Here is a 21,413-nt window from a genome sequence, read left to right as displayed (position 1 = left end):
GGGGCGGCATGGAAATAGGTCTGGTGCTGCCGCAGATGGAGGGCGCGATGGACGGCGCGACCCCGCGCTGGACCGATATCGCCGCCATGGCAGGGCTTGCGGAAGAGGTCGGGCTCGATTCGATCTGGTTGATCGATCACCTGGTCGTGCGCACCGAGGGCCGGGGCAGCCCGTGGAAGGGCCTGTGGGAATGCTGGACGGCACTCGCCGGCCTGGCCGCGGTGACGAGCACCATTCAGCTCGGTTCGCTGGTCGCGGCGACCAGCCTGCGCAACCCGACGCTGCTGGCGAAGATGGCCGACACGGTCGACGAGATCAGCGGCGGCCGGTTGATCGTCGGCCTCGGCGCGGGGTCGTATCCGCAGGAGCATGAGGCGTTCGGCTATCCGTGGGACCATCGGGTCGATCGGTTCGAAGAGGCGCTCACCGTGATTTCGGCCCTGCTGAAGACGGGTCGGGCCGATTACCACGGCACCTTTTACACCGCGGAGGATTGCGAGCTCAAACCCCGGCCGCGACCCGAGGGCGGCCCGCCGATTCTGGTCGGTGCGATCGCGCACGGCCCGCGGATGCTGCGGCTGGCCGCGCAACATGCCGACATGTGGAATGCCTGGCTGGTTTTCGGTGAGAGCCATCCGAAAGTCATTGCACCGCTGCGTGAAGCCGTCGACGCCGCGTGCCGGGACGTCGGACGCGATCCGGCGACGCTGACGCGAACCGCGACGGTCCTGGTCGACCTCGCGGATGCCTACGCCTATGGCGTGGATGTCCCGCTTCGGCTGCGGGAACGCCGATCGGTGAGCGCGGTGACCGGAACACCGAACGAGATCGCCGCCACGCTACGGGAATTCGGCGAACAGGGCGTCGATCAGCTCCAGGTGTGCCTGGCGCCGAACACACTCGCAGCCCTCGGCAAGTTCGCCGAGATCGTCGAGATCCTGCGGGGTGGAGGGACCAATGACTGAGGCATCGCGCAGCGATTCGATGAGGGGTGGTGGCCGGGTGGCGGGCGGGCACGAAGAGACCTTGGCTGCGGCGCTGGCGCGGGCCTGCGAACGGTGGTCCGCGCGGATCGCGCTGCGATCACCCGATTCGGTACTGACCTACGCCGAGCTGGCGGATCGGATTCGCCGGCTATCGACCTCGTACGAGCGACTTGGCATTCGGTCGGGCGATCCGGTGCTGTGCCAGGTCGGCAATCGGCCGGAACATCTGATCGCGGCCGCGGCCGCCTGGCAGCACGGCGCGATTCACGTGGCACTCGACCGTGAGCTGCCCTTGCCCGCGTTGTCGGCGGCCGTGCACCGTACAGGTGCCCGCGCTCTGGTGTTCGCGCCGGTCGATGACGAAACATGCCGTGCGACTGCGGAGTTCGTGCAGCGAGACCACTCCGACCTGCTGATCGTGCTGGTCGGTGCCGAACCACTGCCCGGCACCCTGTCGTTCGCCGACCTCGCTACCGCGCCCGACGACGGCACCGACGACTCGCGCCCCGAGGCCACCGATCCGGCGGCGATCTTCACCACGTCGGGCACCACCGGCACACCCAAAATGCCCATGGGATACCACGGAAAGCTCACCCGCAGCTGGTCCCGGCTGGCCGAGGAGCTGCACTTCCGACCCGACGACGTGCACCTGGGCCACCTGCCGCTGTCGCACGGATTCGGGCTCATGCTCGCCACCGCGGCGCTGCTGAGCGGCGGCGCGATCGTGCCCGTCGAACGATTCTCCCGAGCGGCGGTGCTCGGGCTGATCGAGCGCGAGCGAATCACCGTATTCCACGGCTCCCCAGCGCATTTCACCATGCTGCTCGGCGCGTTGGACGAGGGTGCGCACGACATCAGCTCGCTACGGATCGGCGTGGCCAGCGGGGCTGCTTTCGACCGGGCCCTGCTCGCCGCGATCCTCGATCGGATGGGTATGGAGCTGATGCTGATGTACGGCGCCAGCGAGGGCATCGGGGTCGGCACCACGGACCGCGCCGAGATGCTGTCCGGCTCGGTCGGAATACCGGTGCCCGGTTCCGTGGGTGTCGTCGACGAGAACGAGAGTCCCGTGCCAGAAGGGGAGGTCGGTGAGATCGTCTTCGCGCGGGAGCTGTCGCCGGTGCGGTACTGGCAGCCCCCGGCCGACGGGACGCCTGCGGGCCCGGGACCGGAGCTGGGCACCGGCTGGTATCACTCCGGCGATCTCGGCCGCTTCGATGCCGAAGGCCGCCTGTATGTCGTGGGCCGGAGGACCGACCAGATCAATCGGGGCGGGCAGAAGGTGGATCCGCGCGAGGTGGAGGAGGCGCTGCGCGGCTGCCCCGAGGTGGCCGAGGCCGCGGTGATCGGCGTGCCGCACGACGTGCTCGGTGAGGTGGTCTGCGCGTGCGTGGTGCCCGCCGCCGGGCGAACCTGCACGCTGGACGCATTGCGGTCGGCACTGGCCGTGCGGCTGCCGCGCTACCAACTGCCCGAGGAGCTGTGCGTGCTCCGGGAGATCCCGAAAACTACGCTCGGAAAGGTGGATCCGACGCTCCTGCGGGCAGCGGTATCGGCCGTCAGATGAATACTTTGCCGGTGACGCGGTTTCTGCGCAGATAGCCGTCGTCCATGATTTTCCGCTGGATATCCGGGCCCAATCCGTCCAGTTGTGCGAGCGCGTTGATCCGGGCCTTCGGGTAATAGTCCCAGTGCTGCACGAGCTTCCCGTCCGCGATCCGGAATACGTCGGAGCCGTAGACGAGAATATCCTTGTTCGTCGGCTCCAGCCCGTAGAATTCGCCCCGGTGCGTCGCGGTGAGATCCCACGCGAGGAATACATTCTGATCGTCGGCGATCATCATCTGTTCGGTGAAATGCTGGTTCGGGAACGCGCTCTTCGGCAGCACCGGATCGCTGGGTTCACCCTTTCCGTTGTAGGCCGCGAAGCCGACGGGGTGGGGGAAGTACCGGATAAATTGGTCACTGATGAGATGACGCGGTATATACGACTCACCGCGTTCGTTCCAGGCCGCGAGAATTTCGCGCGCCACTACTTTGTTGGCCTCGCGGAGGTCGGTCATGCTGCTCATGTTCAATCCTGTTCACCCGTGCGGTTGTCCGGTTTCGGCTAACTCAGTCCCTCGGCCTTCATCTTCTTCAGCGAGTCCTCGTCCATGACACCGAGCAGGACGTATGCCTCGAGCCGCGGCTTGGTGTAGTGATCCCAGTGCTCGACGATCATGCCGTCCTCGAAGCGCAGGATCTCGCCGCCGTGCAGCTCGATCTTGATGCCGGTGGGCTTCTTGCCGTAGAGCTCGCCGGTGTGCGACGCGCTGCTGACCCAGCCGAGGAACACCATGTCGCCCTCGGTGATCACGAGTTCCTCCCGGAAGTGGATATCCGGAAAGATATCGTGCTCGGTCCGCATTTCTTCCTGTTCGTCTTCGGTGCCCGCCGGGTGCGCCGACCGGTTGATGATGTCGGGGGAAATGTATTCCTTTACCATCTCCGTCTGCGCCCACGAATAGGCGGCCAACATACGGCGAGCGCCCTGCTGATTGCTGTCGCGTACCTGATCCTCATTCGCAACAGGCTTCGGGTAGTCTGCCATTTCTCCTCCAGCTTGCAATGATGCCGAGACCGGCCCAGAATACGGCAGAAGCGATAGCCGGACTTCTCGCATGTTGCCGTCCGAGCGGCGCCCGCATCATATGAAAGAAATCGGCGCTACGATTCGATCCTACCGTCGAGTGTTCGTGAGGTCGGCCGATGGAAATGGATTATCCACACGTGTTCCAGCCCATTGATATCGGGCCGATGACGGTGGCGAACCGTATCTACATGCCGCCGCACGGTATACCGCTGACGGTTCCCGGATTCGCCGGGCTCTCCGTTCCCTCCGACGATTTCGCCGCCTACTACGCCGAACGCGCACGCGCGGGCGTCGGGCTGTTCGGCCACAGCCTGGCGATGGCACCGCTGCTCGGCGGACTGGCCTGTCCGGCACTCGAGGAGTCGGTCGGCGCGTTCGCCGCGGTAGCCGACGCGGTGCATGAGCACGGCGCACGGATCTTCGGCCAGTTGCACTACTCGTCGCTCACCGCGGGCCCCTGGGAACCGCTAAGTCCGCGCGCGCCGGTGTTCGGCGTGGTCGCAACTCAGCGCTTCGAGCGCTACGACACCTGCCACGCGCTGACCAGGGACGAGATCGAACTGCTCGTCGGTCTGTACCGGCGGTGCAGCCGAAATCTGTTGCGGGCCGGCTACGACGGCGTGCAGATCCACGCCAGCCACGGCGTGCTGATGGAACAGTTCCTTTCCCCGTATTTCAATCACCGCGACGACGAATACGGCGGTGATGCGAAGGGCCGGATGCGCCTGCTCGTCGAGGCACTGACCGCGATCCGGGACGAATGCGGTGACGGACTGGCCACGGGTGTCCGGTTGATCTGTGACGAACGGTTGACCGGCGGTCTGACCGCCGCGGACGTCGAGGAGATCGCGCTGGACCTGGTCGATCGGGCGCTGGTCGACTTCATCGACCTGGACATCGCGGTGGAACCGCAGCAGCCGGAGCTGATGACGACACCCTCCCTGGTCGCGCCGCTGCATATGGTGAATGCCGTTGCCGCCCTGCGCAAGACGGTGCCCGCGCACGTCCCGATGCTGAGTTCGGTCGGCCGGGTCACCTCGGTGGCCGAGGCGGAAAAGGTGCTCGCCGCCGGCGCGGTCGATCTGGTCGGCATCGGCCGCGGGCTGATCGCCGAGCCGGAGTTGGTGCGCAACGCCAAGGAAGGGCGCGAGCAGCGGAGCCGGGCCTGCATCGCGTGCAATCACTGCATCGCCACGGTGCAGCGACCGGGCGGGGGATACGGCTGCGCGCTGAACCCGGCCACCGGTCGGGAAAGACGCTGGGGAACAAGGACATTCGTCCCCGCGCCGATACCGGGCACGGTCGTGGTAGTCGGCGGTGGTCCGGCGGGTCTCGAGGCGGCGCGGGTGGCAGCACTGCGCGGACACCAGGTCACGCTCCTGGAACGGGAGCCGGAACTGGGTGGCCAGCTGGCGCGGTGGGCCCGGCTGCCCGGTCGGCACAACTACGGCGGCGTCGTCGATTGGTATCTGCGAGAACTGGATTCGCTGAACGTAACGGTGCGCACTGACACCGCGGCGTCCCTGGACGCCATCGCCGCCCTCGCATCCGACGCCGTAATCGTCGCGACCGGTTCGCGCTACGTCTCCGACGGACAGAGCGCCTTCGCGCCATCACCGATCCCGGGATGGGACCGAGACTTCGTGCTGCGCCCCGAGCAAGTGCTCGACCCAGCCTGGGAACCCCGGCCGGGATCGGTGCTGATCCTCGACGAGGAGGGCATCAATACCGCGGCAGGCATCGCGGAACTGCTTGCCCGAGCGGGCATGCGCGTCCACCTGGTCACCCGCCATCCCGACCTCGTGCACAACCTCACCTTCGACGGACACGCGCCGATCATCACGCGCACCCTGCGCCGGTACGGAGTTCGGGTGAGCCCACACAGTTATCTGCGCCGAATCGGCGACCACACGGTCACGCTGTACGACGTGCGCACCGGCATGGAGCGCCTCGCCGCCGGCGTCGACTTCGTCGTATTGGCCACGATGCGAACACCATCCGACGACCTGTCGGCGAAACTCGGCGGCACGGTCGGCCGGGTATTCGTCATCGGTGACGCGCTGGCACCCCGCGGGCTGGCCGAGGCCACCTACGAGGGGCAGCGATTCGCCCGGCTGCTCGGCGAGCCGGACGCGCCCCGTTCGACTTTCGAGTCGTTGCTCAATCCGATTCCCCCCGTGGCGTTTCCGCGCGCCGCCGACGCATCGAGGTGACCCCGTGGTGACGAAAGTGGACGTCAACCTGTTCGATCCGGCCTTGGACGCCGATCCGCACGAACTGTATCGCCGCCTGCGCGCCGAGTCGCCGGTGTGCAAGATCGCGCTGCCGGACCGGCGTGAGGTCTGGCTGGTGACGCCGTACCAGGAGGTACTGGTCATTCTCAAGGACCAGGCGCGCTTCTCCAGCCGCGCGATGCTGTCCCAGTCCGGCGACATACCCGGGGTGTCGCCCGCCGCGCGGGACGTGATGTCGCTGTTCGACCAGTTCATGTCGAGCAACGATCCACCCGAACACGAACGGCTGCGCGGCCTGGTCAGCCGGGTCTTCACGCCGCAGATGGTCGGCGGCCTGCGGGAATTCATCACCGAGGTGACCGACCAACTCATCGACGACATCGTGCGCAGGCCAGGAGATCCCACCTTCGATCTGATCTCCGATTTCGCGTTCCCGCTGCCGATCGCGGTGATCATGCGCCTGCTCGGCATCCCGCCCGAGGACCGAGACCGCCTGCGGCACTGGTCCGATGTGCTGGTGCGGTTCGATCGCAGCGCACGCAGCGCCGAGGAACTCGCGCCCGACGTCGCGGAGTTCATCACCTACGTTCGCGCACTGCTCGACCGCAAGCGCCGCACCGAGACCGACGACCTGCTGGGAAAGGTGGTGCGGCAGAGCGATGTCGGCCGGCTCAGCGAGATCGAGTTGGTGTCGATGACCTTCGGCCTGATCTTCGCCGGGCACGAGACCACCACGCATCTGCTCGGCAACGGCATGCTCAGTCTGTTGGAACACCCCGACGAACTGGAGCGCCTGCGCGCGAAACCGAGCCTGATCGATTGGGCCGTCGAGGAATTGCTGCGCTACGAGGGTCCGGTCGTGCTGCGGCGCCGCTTGGTCACCGAGGATGTGACAGTGCGCGGCGAGCAGTTGGCCCGCGGCGATCTGGTGCTCGTCTCACTCGCCGCGGCCAACCGGGACCCCGAGGTCTTCGCCGATCCCGAACGTCTCGATATCGGTCGCCGAGACAATCCGCACCTCGCGTTCGCGCGCGGCATCCACACGTGTCTCGGTGCCGCGTTGGCCCGGCTGGAAGCCCGCATCGCCGTGCCTGCGCTGGTGCGCCGACTGCCGGAATTGCGGGTGGCCGTGCCGCGCGCGGAGCTGCGCTGGCGACCGAGCGGCCTGCATCTGCGTGGACTGCGCGAGTTGCCGCTGCGGTACTGAGCTACTCCTCGAATTCCCCGCCCTCGTAGATGGTGGAGCCATGGACGAAGCAGAGCCGGGTGCCGAACGGGTCTTCGGCGTAGAACGAACGCTCGCCCCACGCCTGCGCCTCGATGGACGCGTCGAGGCGGGCGGGTTCGGCGCGACGTACCAGTTCCATCGTCTCTTCGATGTCGTCCACGCCGAGATAGATGATGCGCGGGTCCCCGTCGATGTGAAAATCGCCGGAGTCCGGGCCGGGCTCGACGCAGGCGAGTATCACCTCGCCGCACCGGAAGTAATGCCGGTTGACCCACACGCGCTCGCCGGGAGTTTTCAGAATGGCCGAGTAGAACTTGGTCGCCGCCTCGATATCGTCGACCGGGATGACGATCCGGAAGATCCAGGGGGTTGGCATGGCGCGAATGGTACTACGGCCGCCCACAGGGCGCGGTCGAATCGGTAGAGGGAAATGTCAACGAGTCGGACAAAAGGTACATATCGGGCGCAATGTAAAAGCCTGACGCGTCAAATTCTTCGAGGCTATCTCGGGCGAGAGGAGGGCCGTCGAATCGTTGGTTTGATCACCTGGGTGCGTTAGAATCAATCTATCGCTTCCAAATGAAATTTGCCGATTCGTCGCTCCGCGCCCGCCGCGAAGCGCCTGATAGAGCTGTGTATGTCATGGAGCCTCTGAAGGTAGATCGAACGGTACGCGAAAGCAGCGCGGAACGGGCCGCGCGCGATCGAATTGCGGCGATTTCCAGCGTAGTCCGACTTATGCAGGCCGACGTCGGCGCCAATCATCGACTGTGCGACCTGGCGGCCGCAACACCATTGAGTCAATTTCATTTTCATCGGGTCTTTCACGCATTGACCGGAGCGGCCCCCGCGCAATTCCTGGCCGCGCTGCGAATGGTGGAGGCGCAGCGGCGGCTGATGTACACCTCCGCCAGCGTCCGTGACATCTGCATGGACGTGGGTTACTCCAGCATCGGCACCTTCACCTCCCGGTTCACCTACCTGGTCGGGGTGCCGCCCGGGCAGTTCCGGCGCGCGTCGCGGTTGTATTCCGAGCATTCGTGCGAGCGCGCGCTGGTCAGCTTGCGCGATGTGCTGCCAGCACCGGCCCGCAGGCAGGTGGTGTGCCGGATCGACGGCGAACTGCGCGACACCGTGGCTGCCGTGGGCCTGTTCTCCTCCGGGATTCCGCAGGGGCCGATCTACTCCTGCGGCGTGGTCGGCGTGCCCGGCATCGCCTCGCTCGGCGACCTGCCGGACGGGGAGTACCACCTGCGGGCGATCAGCTTCGATCCGTCGGTCACCGTCGCGGGCAGCCTGAGCAAGGAAACGATGGACTTCTGCTACGTCGGGGCCAGCCGCACCCCGGTGAAGATCGTCGGCGGGGTGGCCGTCGCCGGCTCCCCGGCGCGGATGTATCTGCGCTCGCGCCGATACATCGATCCGCCCCTGGTGCTCGCGCTGCCACTGGTCATGGAGAGCGAGTTGGAGCGATCCTGTTCGCCCAGTTCCGAATTCGCCAACTATACGAAGGAGTGGCAGTGGTCATGATTGAGGCGAGCGGCCTCGCGAAGACCTTCAAGACGCGGGGCAAGGAGATCAACGCGGTGCGCGGGGTCGACTTCGCCGTCGAGGCCGGCGAGTCGGTCGGCTTCCTCGGCCCCAACGGCGCAGGCAAGACGACGACGCTACGCATGCTGACCACCCTGCTACGACCCACCGCGGGCAGCGCGAAAGTGGCCGGGTGCGATCTGCTTTCGGATCCGATCGGCGTGCGTCGCCGAATCGGCTATGTGGCACAGGAGGGTGGCACCACGCCCGAATGCAAAGTCCACGAGGAGTTGGAGATTCAGGGCCGGTTCTATCGGCTCACCGTCGACGAGGTGCGGCAGCGCATCGACGAGCTGTTGGTCGGCCTGGATCTGGCGGGACTGGAAAACCGTTACGTGAAAACGCTTTCCGGCGGTCAGCGGCGGCGATTGCAGATCGCGCTCGGCCTCATCCACCAGCCGCCCGTGCTGTTCCTCGACGAGCCGAGTGCGGGCCTGGACCCGCAGAGCCGCGCGAACCTGTGGGACCACATCCGGGCCCTGCGCGACCGGGACGGCGTCACCACCTTCCTGACCACGCACTACCTGGAAGAGGCGGACGCACTCTGCGACAAGGTGCTCGTGATCGACCACGGCAAACTCATCGCCGAGGGCAGCCCGGACGCGCTCAAGGCGAGCATCGCCGGCGACGAGGTGACCATCGGGGTCGACCCCACCGCACGGGATCGGGCGCGCGAGCTGATCATCGATATCGCCGGGCCCATCGAGCTGACCCTCGACGAGCGGGCCGTGCGGGCGCGATTGCCGCACGGCGACACCGCGATTCCGGATCTGGTGCGCAAGTTCGACAGCGCGGGCATCGCGATCCGGAATATCGAGGTGCGCAAGCCCACGCTCGACGATGTCTTCCTGACCCTGACCGGTCGGACGCTGCGCGACGCCGAGATCGGGGAGATCGTGGAGGAGGAGAAGAGCGATGTTGCTTGATACGTGGCTGGTGTTCAAGCGCGGTTTTCAGCTTTCGCTGCGGACTCCGGTCTGGGTGTTGGTCGGGCTCATGCAGCCGCTGCTGTATCTGTTCCTGTTCGGGCCGCTGCTGCACGGCGTGACCAAGGCACCCGGCTTCCCCGAGGGCACCTCGTGGCAGATCCTCACCCCGGCAATGCTGGTGCTGCTCGGTCTGTTCGGCAGCGCCTTCGTCGGTTTCGGTCTGATCAGTGAGTGGCGGGGCGGGGTGCTGGACCGGATGCGGGTCACTCCGGCCAGCCGCGCCGCATTGCTGCTCGGCCGGGCGCTGGTCGCCGCGGTCCAGATGATGGTGCAGGGTGCGTTGCTGGTGTTGGTGGCGGTGCTGGTGTTCGGCCTGCGCGCGCCGATCGGCGGTGTGCTGCTGAGCTTGCTCATCGTGGGTCTGCTCGGTGTCACGATGGCGTCGTTCTCGTACGCGCTCGCTCTGCTGATCAAGGTGGAGGAGGCGTTCGGCCCACTGATGAACACCCTCGTGCTGCCGATCATGCTGCTGTCCGGCATCCTGATTCCGGTCACGACGGTCCTTGCGCCGCAGTGGCTTTACGCGATCTCCCGGGTCAATCCGTTGAGCTATGTCGTCGAGGCCGAGCGCGCGGCCTTCCTCGGGGACTACGGTTCGCGGTCGCTGCTGGTCGGGATTCTGGTGCTGCTCGCGGTGGGCTGCTCGACCGTGTGGTGGGGCATCCGGATGTTCCAGCGCGAGAGCAGCTGAGCGATATCCGACGGCGCCTGCGCCGATGGTGGTTCGTGTTCCGAGCCACCGTCGGCGCTGTTCCACGTGCTGATGCCGCCGTGATTCCGGTCGAGCGCCCCGGGGCGTGAATCCCGTTCGGCGAGTGGGCAAAACGCGAGAACGCCCCCCGGCCCCCGACTGCGACACTTTTCTCGGGAAGGCCCAGCAAGCATTGGGGAGCAATATGTCCGTCAATATTTATCGCAACGAGTCTCTCATGCAGATGGAGACCCACGAAGTACCGGCACTGAAAGCCGATGAACTCATCGATAAGGTCCGCACGAAGTGGGCGACGCTGCGCGAACTCGGGTTCGCCGGTGATTACCCGATCGATCTGGTGCGCAGCGCGCCGGGCAGCAACGGCGATTCGGTGAAGGTGGTCGAACTCTTCCGCTGGAAGTCCATTCAGGACCGCGTCAACGCACAGAACAACGAGACCTACAAGCAGCTGAGCGCCGAGATCAGCGCGCTGACCGCGAACCCGCCCGCGCAGGAGACGTTCACCCAGGCGATCCGGGGATTCAACAAGAACTTCCCCGGCGTCGGCGGCGTCGAGCTGCTCAAGGGCGTGTGCTCGTGCCTGCTGACCGTCGACGGGGTGGTCGAGAATTACCCGATGAGCGTCAAGAACGGCATCGTGCTCATGCACCGCAGTCCGCGGATGGATCTCGACGGTGACGGCCGCAACGAAATGTATCTGAAGATTCTGATGCACGGCGGCGAGCTCATTCAGGCCCAGCTCGGACCCATTCGGATCGAGCAGAATTTCTCGCGTCCCAATGACGGCATCGTCAAGTCGGACAGCCCAGACGGCAGCGATTTCCCGGGCACCGCGATCTGGCGGGTCTCCTGGCGCATCCACACCCCGTTGGGTGCGGTGCTCACCGATCCGGATCAGCCGCTGATCTTCGGACCGGCGAAGGTGAACCACTATCCGCCGGTCGGCACCCACTTCCACTCGCCGACGGGTCCGGTCGCGCTGATCCACGAGGAGAGCGGCGAGCGGGTCGGCACGCTCACACCCGGCGAGCTCACCGCGTTCGACATCGTGGTCACCAAGGACGACGAGATCTTCGCCGATGTGCTCAACACCCCGCCCGCAGACCTGTTCGAGATCTTCAACGAGCAGCTGCAGCGGACGAACGGTCAAGCGCAGAAGCCTGTCGTCACCGTATGACAACGAGATGATCGTGGGTCAGCAAGTCACCGATCGGCCCGTATGGGCCGACGTGCCGGAGCCGACCTGGTTGCGGCCGGCGGAACCGCCGGCCGCGGCCACGGTCGCGGTGATCGGCGGCGGGCTGATGGGCGTCGCCACCGCCTACTGGCTGTCCCGCTCGGGCATCGACACCGTCCTGCTCGAGCGGGACAATCTCGGTGCGGCGGCCAGCGGCCGTAATGCCGGTCTCGCGCTGCACAATTCGCGCCCGATCGAAAACCCCGACCTGGTCGACGACGTGTTGCACGACGAGAAGATCGACGCGGACTGCCGGACCACCGGCCATCTGGCGCTGGCGAGTTCGCCGCAGATGTGGGAGCGCATCCGCGCCGAGGTGACCGATCGCCCGTCCAGCGCGCCCGCCCTGCACGCGTTGACGCGTAAGGAATGCGAGGAGGTGATCGGGATGCGGATCAGCCGGCGCTATCACGGCGGGCGCTGGTTGCCGAGTGGACGGACCCTGCACCCGGTCAAGCTGGTGCACGGCTTGGCGCGTGCGGCGCAGGAGGCGGGTGTCCGGATCTGTTCCGGCTGTGCGGTATTCGACGTCGACGGGCAGCAGGTGCGGACCTCGCGCGGCACCGTCGTGGCCGACCACGTCGTTTTCGCGGCGGGGGCGGGCACGGCTCGGCTGCTCGATTCCGTCGCGCCTTTCCTGCAGCCCCAGCCGCGCGAAATGGTGGCGACCACCCCGGTCGCCCGGTCGCTCGGGCCGGGCATGGCGGTGGACTGGGGCACGGCGTATTGGCGGCAGTGCGCCGACGGAACGGTGGTGCTCGGTGGGGCGCCCGTCGAGTTCCTCGGCAGGGCGCTGCCGGACCTGCCGCCACTCGCGTTGGCCCGCAGATGGGTCGGCGTCATGGACTGCACGCCCGACGATCAGCCCGTCATCGGTCGGCTGACGCGGCCTGATCAGTGGATCATCGCGGGCTTCTGCGGGCACGGCATCCCGGGCGCGGTCGGGGCAGGCCGAGCGCTCTCCGACTACCTCGCCACCGGGACCATGCCGGCGGCGCTGCGTGCATTCCGTCCCGATCGCTTTCTCTCGAGGTGACAAACGATGAGGCTGGCCGAATCTCCGCTCATGTTCGTGTTTTCCGACGTTTCCGACGTCGATGCAGGTCGGGATCTACTGGAGAACTACCTAGGTCTGCGCCTGATCGAAAACCAATTCCATCCGCCGCACGAACATCACGGACTCGTCAAATATGACGTGGGCGGCACCATCGTGTCGCTCAACCTGTTCGCGGAAAGACGTTTCGCGCCAGGCTATTCCGACGGCCTCACCATGGTGTACCGCACCGCTGATCCCGCGCTGCTGCGCACCGAGCTCGACGCCTTCGGGCAGTGGGACAACGAGCGATTCACCGACCACGACGGCCATCACTTCCAGTTCGTGCCCGGCACGCCGGAGGGGCTACGGACTGATCTGCTCGAAGTACGGCTGGTAGTCCCGGATCTGGACGAATGCCTCGGCTACTACCTCGACGCGTTCGGCTTCGAGCTGCTCGACCGCACCGAGCGATCCGCCCGGTTGGCCACCGGGACAACGGATCTGGTGCTCGACGAGTCGGCCACCGCGCCGGACGGGCAGCTCGTCCGGCGCAAGTCCTACCTCGTCGTCTTCCACGCACCGGACATCCACGCGGCCTATCAGGCCATGCGCGGCCGCGGCGTGACCTTCAGCCAGGACGTCGGTTTCAGCGATATCGGCGCGACGGCCCGCTTCCGGGATCCCGGCGGCAACACCTTCTGCCTGTACCAACCGTCAGCCGAAAGCCTCGCCTGGGGCAGCGGGCCCAAGGTCGTGCAGCTCTCGACACCGCGCCCCCGTCAGCACGCTCCAGCGAAAGGACACTAGCCATGCTGCCCGATTCACGAATCGTCTATTTGTTCCTCTACGTCAAGGATCTGGCGGTCTCGCGCGAATGGTTCGAGCACAAGCTCGGGCTGCGCGTGCTGGAGGAGGACGCCGACTCGGTCAAATATGATTGCGGGACAGCGATTCTCGCGCTCAACAAGGCCGACGACTACGGCATCGAACTGGCGACCGAACGCGATCACTCCACCGACATCGTCTTCCTGGTCGACAATCTCGACCATGCGCGGGCCGCGCTCGAGGCGCGCGGGATCGAGTTCACCGAGACGCATCGGTACGAGATCGGCGCGATCACCGACTTCTACGATCCGGACAACCATTGGTTCACTCTCTACGAGACCTCCGACGAGTCGCTCACCTGGCCCAGCGGCGATCGCATCCAGGCCGTGCGGGCCAAGCTGAACGGTAAGACCAACGGGCACAGCGCATCCGCCGATCTGGCCGCGTTCACCCTGGCCGACAAGCCGCTGATCTACCTGTTCCTGTTCGTCCGGGATGCCGCGGATGCCTTCCTGACCTATGCGGACCGGCTCGGTATCCGCGATATCGAGGGCGGGCCGTGCAGTCGCGCGTCGACGGCGGACGAGGACGGGGTGATCAAGTACGACACCGGCGGCATGATCCTGTCGACGCACCATCTGGAGACCATCCGCCCCGAAGAACAGATCGTCGACCATCCGTGCCCGCCTCGCACGGTCAATCCGCGCCAGATGCACGGCAAGGCGATCGTCTTCCACACCCCCGATCTCGACGCGACGGTCACCGAACTGTCCGCGAAGGGCATGCGTTTCGATCGGATCAATCGCTCGTCCATCGGCGCGATCGCGGAGTCGGCCGACAGTTCGGGACACGTCTTCTATCTGTGGGAGCCCTCAGAAGAGGCACTGCAGAGCCCTAGCGGAGAGAGAATGAAGGAACTGCTTGCCACGACCTACGAACCCGCGTAGAGCATCGAGGTGCCCGATGACTCTGCAATTCAGCCCGCTGTCGCACGTGTTCCTGGATACCGCGGACCTGGCCGCGCAACGGGGAATCGTCGAGGGGCAATTGGGACTTCGCCTGCTGGCCACCGAGGCCGATCCCAAGGCCAGGCACGGCGTCGTCAGCTATGACGCGGGCACCTTGATCATCTCCTACAACCTGATGTCGCGGCGGCAGGAGGAGCTCCCGGCGGTACTGGACAAATTGGTGATCACGTTCAGTTCGGCCGTCCAGCGCTCCCTGCCCGCCTGCGATACCGACGGGCACCGCTATCTGCTCGTCAAGGGATCGGCCGGGCGGCGGCCCGCCGTCACCGAATTGCGTTTGGCGACAGCGGATCTGCGGACTTCGTCGGCGTTCTATCGGGACGCGCTCGGGCTGACGCTGCTGTCGCGCAACGGTCACCAGGCGCGATTCGATGCCGGGGCGATCACGCTCGTGCTGCAGCATCGGCGGGACGCGAGTGCCGATTCCCGGCGCGGCACGTATCTGCTGGTGTTTCACACAACCGACATCAAGGACTGTTACGCGCGGCTCGCGGCGCAAGGTGTCGCCTTCAAGAGCCGCCATATCATCAGTCAGGAGTTCGGTCGCACCGTGCATTTCGATGACCCGACCGGCCATCGGTTCTGTCTGTACGAGCCGTCGGCCAGCTTCCTGACCACCGCGCCCGGGCGCAAGCTCATGCAGATCTCTGCGGGCTGCGAGGGCATGCTACCGATGGGATTTCCCTGATGTCGGCCTTGGATCCGGGGGAGAGCGGCACCGACGAGATTCTCCGGCTGCTGGACGTGTACTGCACCGGCCGACGGGTGGGTGAGGTCGGCGGCCGGATCGGGCGATTGCCCGGTTATCAGGTGATATCCGTATCGGTAGACGACCCCGGTGCCCCGGTGCCGGTCGACGCCCTGATCTGTCTCGGCTGGTCGGAGCTGAGCTGGGCGCAGCGATTGCGGTTGCTCAGCAATATTCGCGGCCACCTCTTCGATTCCGGCCTGCTCTTGCTCGATCATGCTGCGCCGGAGATGATTTCGTCGCTGCGGCGCGCGGGGTTCGATGTCCTGCGCACCGAGGCGGTCGGCGTGCGGCTGCTCGCTCAGCTCAAACCGGTGCCGCCGCGGTCGCTGGCGGTGTCGACCTGGGCGACGCCAGCCGATGTCGAGCTTGACCTGCGTTACGCCTCGGACGAGGAACCGTTGCTCGACCCGCGGCCGAGCACGATCTGGGCCGAATTCATTGCCGGGCTACCGGGATTCGGGGCCGACCTGGCCGGTGGCTATCCGGTGGACGACCTGTTCGGCGGGCAGCGCGGCGCTGGCGTGGTCGGACGCTTTTACGGCGTCGCCCTCGCTCCCGAACAGGTCACCTTCGGTGCGGGTGTTACCGCACTGCTGCACGGACTTTCGCGGCTGGCCGATCGCGGGCCGATCGTGGCGCCCGCGATTGTGCACCCCGACCTCGAAGCCTGGGCGCTGAGCCGCGGCGGCGAGGTCCACCTGGTCGACCATCCGGCGACCCCGCAGCAGCTGCAAACCGCCATCCACACCCGGCAACCAGCGGTCCTGCACCTCGATCGGCCTGATTTCACCGCCGGTGTGCTCGGGTTGTCCGAGCTGGCGACGCTGGCCATGACGACGAGCTCGAACGGCGGAATCGTGGTCGTCGACGAGGCGGCGGCGCCGTATCTCGGTGCGGCGGATAGTGCTATCCAGCTCGTCCCTGACGTCCCCAATATTGTTGTGCTGCGTGGCTTTACGAAGGCTTACTCGTGGGGCGGGATTCGGTGCGCCTATGCCGTCGCTTCCTCCGCCGTCGCCCATCGCGTGCGGGAGACGGTGGCGCCCATGCAGGTTGGTGAGCCGGGGTTCAGTGCGGCGCTTCGACTGCTGAGTGCCGGAGACATCTTCGGCAAGCTGCGCCAACGTATTCGACAGCGCAAGCCCGAGTTCGCCGAGACCCTCACCGACGCCGGATTCCAGGTGATCACCGGACATCCGGACGTGCCGTGGGTGACGGTCGCCGACGTGGCGGGCAAGGCCGCGCGGGTGCTGCTCGATCATGGCATCGCAGGCCTGGAACCTGTTGCCCCGCCGGTGGTTCCGGCACCCAAGATCGAGCTGCTGCATCTGACGGTGCCGCTGTCGGACGAGCGGGCGCGGCTATTTCGAGAGCTGATCGCGCGGTGACCGCCGCGATCGATCCGTCCCGCCATACCGTGGCCCTGGTCGTCACGGCCCATCCCGACGACGCCGAGTTCCTGTTCGGTGCCACCATCGCCTGGCTGATCGAGCACGACGTCGCGGTGTTCTATCTGGTGTGCAGCGACGGCGCGCTCGGTGGCGCGGACCCGGCCGCCGAGCGGGACTCGGTCGCGCGGATCCGGTGCGCCGAGCAGGTCGCCGCGGCGCGGATGCTCGGCGTTCGTGACGTCACGTTCCTCGGGCTCCCTGACGGCAAGGTGGTCCCGACCCTCGAGCTACGCACCACGATCGCTGCCCAGGTGCGGTTGCGCCGCCCGACCGTGGTGCTGACGCACTATCCGCACCGGGTGCTCGCGGCGCCGGTCGAGGCCTCCCATCCCGACCACCTCGCGGTCGGCGAGGCCACCCTGGCCGCGATCTATCCGACTGCCGGATCCGCCATGGAGCGGCTCGAATTCGAGGGCAGGACGCTCGCGGCCTGGCGGCCGGAGGAAATCTGGCTCACCGGCTACGGCGACAAGGACGAGTACTGTATAGACGCGGTTCGGCACCTTTCGAGCAAGGTCGCGGCGATTCTCTGTCACACCAGTCAACTCGGCGACACGCCGGAGGAGACGCCACCCTGGCTGCTTGACTGGATGCGCGGCATCGGAGTAGAACATGGCTTCGAGTACGGGGAGAGTTTCACGCGAATTATGTTGTGACCACGAATTATCTTGCGAAAAGGAAGGATTCGGGCATGATCAACGGTTTGCACGCCATCATCTACAGCACCGACGCCGACAAGGATCGTGAGTTCCTGCGCGATGTCCTCGGATTTCCCGCCACCGACGCGGGCGGCGGCTGGTTGATGTTCGAGATGCCGCCCGCCGAGCTCGCCGTGCACCCGATCGACGACGGCAGCCCGCACGAATTGCATCTGATGTGCGACGACATCGAAGCGACGATGGCGCAGCTGGAGAAGGACGGCGTCGAGTTCACCCAGCCGACCACCACGCAGAGTTGGGGCACCAGCACGGCCATCCGGTTGCCCGGCGGCGGCGAAATCGGGCTTTACGAACCGCGGCACTGACCGGTCACCGCGCCTCGACCCGCATTTCGAGTCCACGCGGGCGGAGAGTGGTGTCCACGATCGTGCGGACCGGGCGATCGGTGATCGGGCGCAATTGCCACCGTCGGGCGATGACGGTCAGCGTCAAGGTCGCCTCGGTCAGTGCGAAAACATCGCCGAGGCATTTCCGCGCGCCGCCACCGAAGGCGAGAAACCCATTTCGCGGTAGCTCGCTCGCGCGCTCGGGAGACCATCGATCCGGATCGAATTGTGCGGGCTCGGCATACAATTCCGAATTCTGCATGAGATGCGGACTGTAGGCGACGGTCGCGCCCTTCGGAATCGCGTATCCCGCAAGCATGGTGCGCTCGGTGGTCACCCTGGTGAACAACCAGCCGGGCGGATACATCCGCAATGACTCGGTCGCCAGATCGTTGGCGAATACCAAGTTCGGCATGTCCTCCCACACCGGCAGCCGGTTCGCCGGGATCGCGTCCACCTCGTCCCACAGCCGCTTTTCCAGATCCGGCCGCTGTCCGAGCGTATGCCAGCACCAGGCGAGAACCGCTGCGGTGCTCTCGGTTCCGGCCAGGAAGAGGGTGACGATCTGGTCGTGCACCTGGTCGTCGGTGAGCGTGCGGTCCTCGTCGCTCGATCGGATCAGCATGGACAGCATGTCGCCGTGGTCGACGCCGTCGTTCCGGTAGTCGGCGATGAGCTCGGCCAGCGTGCCGCGCAGGCGCGTGCGCGCCCGGTCGTAGCGGAGCTTGCCGCGGGTCGGCACGCGGTCCAGCGGCGGCGGGATGAACATTCTGCGATAGATGTTCTGCAGCACCACCGCCAGGTCATCGATGATCTGTCCTCGGGTCTGCTCGTCCAGCGCGTTGCCGGACACCATGGTGTGCGCCACTGTCGCGCAGGTCATTCGGAGCATCTCGGCCAGCACGTCGATGACCGCGCCATCGGTCCACCGGTCTGCCATCGTCTCGGCCTTCGCCGCCATCACCGCCGCGTAGCCCGGAAATCGGCCGCGCCCGAAGGCGGGCTGGGTCAGTCGACGCTGTGATCGATGCTCGCCGTGCGGGCAGGTGCCGACACCGTCGCCGACCACCTCGCGGCCACGCTCGACGAGCAGGCCGCCCTTGTCGAAGGTCCGGTCGTCGACGAGCACCTCCCTGGCGAGGTCGGCGTCGCAGAGCACAAGCATGCGATACGGCCCGACGCCGATCCGCACGAGATTCCCGTATCGGGGCAGGGTGGCCAGAAACGCCAACGGATTCCGTAACAGGGGAATCGCATGACCGACCAGCGGAAGCGCACCAGGCGCGGTGGGAATCGTGCGGCCGTCCAGCATATTCGCGACATTACCGCCGTGAGCGGTCTGCCATTTCTCGTCGATTGCGTTGTCGTTCAGCAACAATGAAGAAGAGTCCGACTTCCATGTGCCAGCACAATCGTGAAATGAAGGATGGCACGGAAGTTTCCGCGAGGTCCAGTGCGTGGGGCTTCTTGAGCACCGTGCACACCCTCGTCGACGAACAGTTACGAGCCCAGGTGCAGCGGCTCGACGAACCATTGTGTGGCGTAGTCGGTTACCACTTCGGCTGGCTCGACGAACGAGGTCGGCCCGCCGTCGGCGCTTCCGGAAAATACGTTCGGCCTGCGCTGACGCTGCTGTGTGCCGAGGCCGTCGCCGGGGATCGCGCGCGGGCGGTCGATTCGGCGGTCGCGGTGGAATTGATGCACAATTTCACGCTGATTCATGATGACATCATCGATGGTGACCGCACGCGGCGGCACCGGCCGACGGTGTGGTCGATCTTCGGGGTACCCATCGCGCTACTTGCCGGTGATGCGCTGTTCTCGCTCGCCGTCACTGTGCTGGCCAATTCCGCAGGGGGACAGGGAGATCCGGTCGGCAGGCTGGCGCGGGCCATGGTGGATCTGGCGAACGGGCAGGCGCTGGACTCGGCGGTCGTCGCGGGCCGCGGTACGTCCGAGGACTATCTCGAGCTCGCGGCGAAGAAGACGGGCGCTCTGCTGGCGTGTGCGTGCGCGCTCGGCGCCGCTGCGGGCGGTGGTTCGGCCTCGCAGATTCAGGCCATCGAGGAATTCGGTCGTCATCTAGGCCTGTCGTTTCAGATGCGCGACGATGTGCTCGGCATTTGGGGAGATTCGCGGGCCACCGGTAAACCGACGGGCGCGGATCTGCGGACAGGTAAAAGCCTGCCGTTGATCGCGGCATTGGCGTCGGGCACCCCGGCGGGTGACCGGCTCGCGCGAATCTACGCCGAACAGCAGACGCCTCCCGACGACCGGCTGGTTGAGATGGGGGAGCTCGTCGAGGAGGCGGGCGGCCGCAGGCTAGCCGAGGAGATGGCCGCCGAACATCTGCAGAAGGCGCTCGCCGCCCTGCACAGCATCGACCCGGAACCCGTTGCCGCGGCGCGTCTTTCCGCGCTCGCCGAGTTGATCGTCTATCGAGATCGGTAGCCATGGATCCCCAATTGAGCAGCGACACAGTGCCGCCGGAACCGGTCGACTACCCGTTCGACCGCGGCACCTCGTTGCGGCCACATCCGCTGTACGCGCTGCTGCGACGCGAGCTTCCGGTGGCCGCGGTGACGCTGCCCAACGGCGTGCCGGCCTACCTGGTCACCCGGTACGCCGATGTGCGTGCGGTGCTGGAGGATTCGAGATTCAGCCGGGCCGCGCTGTCGAAGACCGATCCGACCCGGCTGGTCGCCTATCTGCCGCCCGAACGCGCCGAGAACACCGGATCCGCCGACCATTCGATGCCGTACGAACTGCTCAACCGCTGGTTCACGCCGCGCGCGGTCGAACGATTCCGGGAGCGGGCCGGGCAGGTGGCCGCGGCACTGGTCGACGCCATTCGCGCACAGCGGCCGCCGGTCGACGCGGTCGCCGCCCTGACGACGGCGCTGCCGATGACGGTGATGGGCGAATTGGCGGGCATTCCGGTCGATGATCGGTCCTGGATAGCCGAACGCGCACCGCTGGTGGTTGTCGAATCCGAGGACGAGCGATCGGTTCGGGCGTCGAAGGAGTTGTTCGAGTACTTCCGTGCCCAGGTCGACAAGCGATACGCCGAGCCTGCCGACGATCTGCTCGGCCACCTGGTCACGGCGTACCAGAACAGCGCCCCGACGATAGCCGCGGACCGGCTTCCCCAGTTGGCCATGCGGACCTGCCTACCCGGATTCCACTCCGTCTCGGTGACCCTGAGCCGCGGCCTGCCGATTCTGTGCCGACAGCGCGAAATACTCGAACTGATTCGCGAGCACGAGGATTCGATCCCGGCGGTGGTGGAGGAGCTGCTGCGGCTCACCACGCCCGCCGCGACCTCGCTGCCGCGCCTCACCCTCGAGGACGTCGAGCTGGCGGGGCGAAACATCCCGGCGGGCAGCGTCGTGGTCGCCGGTCTCGAGTCGGCGAACCACGACGAGGCACGGTATCCGAATCCCGAGCTGATCGATCCCGGCCGCGGCGCACCCGATCACACCACCTTCGGCCGTGGCACGAACTACTGCTTCGGTGCGGCGCTGGCGCGGATGGAACTCCAGGTGGCGCTGACCGAAATCGCCAGGGGCCTGCCCGGAATCGAGCTGGCCGTCCCCGAATCCGCCCTCGAATTCCGGCGCGGTGTAATCGCGCCTGACGTGTTGCGATTGCCGATCCGGTGGTAGC

General features: G+C 66.4%; 22 protein-coding genes. 17 read left to right on the top strand and 5 right to left on the bottom strand.

From position 1 onward, the window contains the following. Positions 1 to 8: 8 nt before the first annotated feature. Positions 9 to 965, top strand: coding sequence for an LLM class flavin-dependent oxidoreductase (locus tag ACIBK2_RS22400; protein ID WP_396969481.1), 957 nt, complete (start codon positions 9 to 11; stop codon positions 963 to 965). Then, positions 958 to 2,553, top strand: a complete 1,596-nt coding sequence (locus ACIBK2_RS22395; RefSeq protein ID WP_396969480.1) for a class I adenylate-forming enzyme family protein — start codon at positions 958 to 960, stop codon at positions 2,551 to 2,553. Before ACIBK2_RS22400 ends, ACIBK2_RS22395 begins: the two co-directional genes overlap by 8 nt. On the opposite strand, the gene ACIBK2_RS22390 is transcribed toward ACIBK2_RS22395, so the two are convergent. Further along, the gene (locus tag ACIBK2_RS22390; protein ID WP_396969479.1) at positions 2,546 to 3,058 is read right to left on the bottom strand and encodes an ester cyclase; all 513 of its coding nucleotides are present in this window, start codon (positions 3,056 to 3,058) and stop codon (positions 2,546 to 2,548) included. The two genes, ACIBK2_RS22395 and ACIBK2_RS22390, sit on opposite strands and share 8 nt — an antisense overlap. A 38-nt stretch (positions 3,059 to 3,096) precedes the next feature. Then, positions 3,097 to 3,579: an ester cyclase gene (locus tag ACIBK2_RS22385; protein ID WP_379281448.1), complete on the bottom strand. Its 483-nt coding sequence runs from the start codon at positions 3,577 to 3,579 to the stop codon at positions 3,097 to 3,099. Between the two features lie 179 nt (positions 3,580 to 3,758). Here ACIBK2_RS22385 and ACIBK2_RS22380 point away from each other — a divergent pair, with 179 nt between their 5' ends. Both ACIBK2_RS22380 and ACIBK2_RS22375 read left to right on the top strand, forming a co-directional pair. Continuing rightward, complete coding sequence (locus ACIBK2_RS22380) at positions 3,759 to 5,834, top strand: FAD-dependent oxidoreductase (protein ID WP_396969478.1); 2,076 nt, start codon at positions 3,759 to 3,761, stop codon at positions 5,832 to 5,834. Between the two features lie 4 nt (positions 5,835 to 5,838). Continuing rightward, complete coding sequence (locus ACIBK2_RS22375; protein ID WP_396969477.1) at positions 5,839 to 7,062, top strand: cytochrome P450; 1,224 nt, start codon at positions 5,839 to 5,841, stop codon at positions 7,060 to 7,062. Between the two features lies 1 nt (position 7,063). On the opposite strand, the gene ACIBK2_RS22370 is transcribed toward ACIBK2_RS22375, so the two are convergent. Then, positions 7,064 to 7,459 carry a VOC family protein gene (locus ACIBK2_RS22370; RefSeq protein WP_396969476.1) on the bottom strand — a complete coding sequence of 132 codons (396 nt, stop codon included), beginning with the start codon at positions 7,457 to 7,459 and terminating at the stop codon, positions 7,064 to 7,066. A gap of 185 nt (positions 7,460 to 7,644) precedes the next feature. After that, complete coding sequence (locus ACIBK2_RS22365) at positions 7,645 to 7,911, bottom strand: hypothetical protein (RefSeq protein WP_396969475.1); 267 nt, start codon at positions 7,909 to 7,911, stop codon at positions 7,645 to 7,647. A gap of 3 nt (positions 7,912 to 7,914) precedes the next feature. Here ACIBK2_RS22365 and ACIBK2_RS22360 point away from each other — a divergent pair, with 3 nt between their 5' ends. From ACIBK2_RS22360 to ACIBK2_RS22310, 11 genes are all read left to right on the top strand, one after another. Next, entirely contained in the window at positions 7,915 to 8,613 is a 699-nt protein-coding gene (locus ACIBK2_RS22360) for a helix-turn-helix domain-containing protein (RefSeq protein ID WP_396969474.1), read from the top strand. Continuing rightward, positions 8,610 to 9,599, top strand: coding sequence for an ATP-binding cassette domain-containing protein (locus ACIBK2_RS22355; protein ID WP_396969473.1), 990 nt, complete (start codon positions 8,610 to 8,612; stop codon positions 9,597 to 9,599). Before ACIBK2_RS22360 ends, ACIBK2_RS22355 begins: the two co-directional genes overlap by 4 nt. Next, positions 9,589 to 10,353 carry an ABC transporter permease gene (locus ACIBK2_RS22350; RefSeq protein WP_396969472.1) on the top strand — a complete coding sequence of 255 codons (765 nt, stop codon included), beginning with the start codon at positions 9,589 to 9,591 and terminating at the stop codon, positions 10,351 to 10,353. Before ACIBK2_RS22355 ends, ACIBK2_RS22350 begins: the two co-directional genes overlap by 11 nt. Positions 10,354 to 10,591: 238 nt before the next feature. Further along, the gene (locus ACIBK2_RS22345) at positions 10,592 to 11,551 is read left to right on the top strand and encodes a hypothetical protein (RefSeq protein ID WP_396969471.1); all 960 of its coding nucleotides are present in this window, start codon (positions 10,592 to 10,594) and stop codon (positions 11,549 to 11,551) included. Positions 11,552 to 11,564: 13 nt separating this feature from the next. Beyond that, positions 11,565 to 12,647, top strand: coding sequence for an NAD(P)/FAD-dependent oxidoreductase (locus ACIBK2_RS22340; RefSeq protein ID WP_396969470.1), 1,083 nt, complete (start codon positions 11,565 to 11,567; stop codon positions 12,645 to 12,647). A 6-nt stretch (positions 12,648 to 12,653) separates the two neighbouring features. Then, positions 12,654 to 13,454: a VOC family protein gene (locus ACIBK2_RS22335; protein WP_396969469.1), complete on the top strand. Its 801-nt coding sequence runs from the start codon at positions 12,654 to 12,656 to the stop codon at positions 13,452 to 13,454. 2 nt (positions 13,455 to 13,456) lie between these two features. Further along, on the top strand, positions 13,457 to 14,419 hold the full coding sequence (locus ACIBK2_RS22330) for a VOC family protein (RefSeq protein ID WP_396969468.1): 963 nt from the start codon (positions 13,457 to 13,459) through the stop codon (positions 14,417 to 14,419). 16 nt (positions 14,420 to 14,435) lie between these two features. After that, entirely contained in the window at positions 14,436 to 15,188 is a 753-nt protein-coding gene (locus ACIBK2_RS22325) for a VOC family protein (RefSeq protein ID WP_396969467.1), read from the top strand. After that, positions 15,188 to 16,639 carry an aminotransferase class I/II-fold pyridoxal phosphate-dependent enzyme gene (locus ACIBK2_RS22320; protein ID WP_396969466.1) on the top strand — a complete coding sequence of 484 codons (1,452 nt, stop codon included), beginning with the start codon at positions 15,188 to 15,190 and terminating at the stop codon, positions 16,637 to 16,639. Before ACIBK2_RS22325 ends, ACIBK2_RS22320 begins: the two co-directional genes overlap by 1 nt. Continuing rightward, entirely contained in the window at positions 16,636 to 17,358 is a 723-nt protein-coding gene (locus ACIBK2_RS22315) for a PIG-L deacetylase family protein (RefSeq protein WP_396969465.1), read from the top strand. Before ACIBK2_RS22320 ends, ACIBK2_RS22315 begins: the two co-directional genes overlap by 4 nt. A 35-nt stretch (positions 17,359 to 17,393) precedes the next feature. Continuing rightward, entirely contained in the window at positions 17,394 to 17,726 is a 333-nt protein-coding gene (locus ACIBK2_RS22310; RefSeq protein ID WP_379281463.1) for a VOC family protein, read from the top strand. Positions 17,727 to 17,730: 4 nt separating this feature from the next. On the opposite strand, the gene ACIBK2_RS22305 is transcribed toward ACIBK2_RS22310, so the two are convergent. Further along, positions 17,731 to 19,059 (bottom strand): cytochrome P450, encoded by a 1,329-nt coding sequence (locus ACIBK2_RS22305; RefSeq protein ID WP_396969464.1) that lies wholly within the window; start codon positions 19,057 to 19,059, stop codon positions 17,731 to 17,733. A 107-nt stretch (positions 19,060 to 19,166) separates the two neighbouring features. On the opposite strand from ACIBK2_RS22305, the gene ACIBK2_RS22300 reads away from it, so the two are divergent. Both ACIBK2_RS22300 and ACIBK2_RS22295 read left to right on the top strand, forming a co-directional pair. Next, positions 19,167 to 20,198 carry a polyprenyl synthetase family protein gene (locus tag ACIBK2_RS22300; RefSeq protein WP_396969463.1) on the top strand — a complete coding sequence of 344 codons (1,032 nt, stop codon included), beginning with the start codon at positions 19,167 to 19,169 and terminating at the stop codon, positions 20,196 to 20,198. Between the two features lie 14 nt (positions 20,199 to 20,212). Next, the gene (locus ACIBK2_RS22295) at positions 20,213 to 21,412 is read left to right on the top strand and encodes a cytochrome P450 (RefSeq protein ID WP_396969462.1); all 1,200 of its coding nucleotides are present in this window, start codon (positions 20,213 to 20,215) and stop codon (positions 21,410 to 21,412) included. Position 21,413: the final 1 nt, after the last annotated feature.

It is taken from the genome of Nocardia sp. NPDC050175 (assembly GCF_044459885.1).
Taxonomy (GTDB): Bacteria; Actinomycetota; Actinomycetes; order Mycobacteriales; family Mycobacteriaceae; genus Nocardia.
The sequence above is the reverse complement of the archived record's forward strand: the minus strand, read 5'-3'. Positions and strand labels throughout refer to the sequence as shown.